This window comes from Chryseobacterium sp. SIMBA_038 (genome assembly GCF_046535115.1).
Lineage (GTDB): Bacteria > Bacteroidota > Bacteroidia > Flavobacteriales > Weeksellaceae > Chryseobacterium.
The window spans coordinates 1-273 of sequence record NZ_JAWRXH010000162.1; the positions used below are offsets into that span (position 1 = coordinate 1).

A 273-nucleotide genomic window follows, 5' to 3' on the forward strand; every position below is an offset into this window, starting at 1 on the left:
GTGAGCTTCAGTTAGAACAGGAAAAGCAGGAGCAACTAGAAATCGTAGAGTCACTTCGGCTAGAGGCGCAACGCGCCATCGCTGAAGTACAGGCCAATGCTAACCTGAGTCGAGCCGATAAAAACCGACTTGTCAAACGGTTTGCCGCCGCCGAAGAATTGGCCGAGCAACACGAGACGCTTTCGAAACGGAGAGAGAGCACCCTCGAAACAATGGCAATGCTCGGCATCGTTGCAGGATTTATGACGCACGAATTCGGGTCGGCAATGGACG

1 protein-coding gene is annotated in these 273 nt (G+C 53.1%); it reads left to right on the forward strand.

Translation table 11 applies throughout. The features are described from left to right. Positions 1–273: hypothetical protein (locus tag SB689_RS23120; protein WP_410694399.1), on the forward strand; the 273-nt coding region annotated here is incomplete at both ends.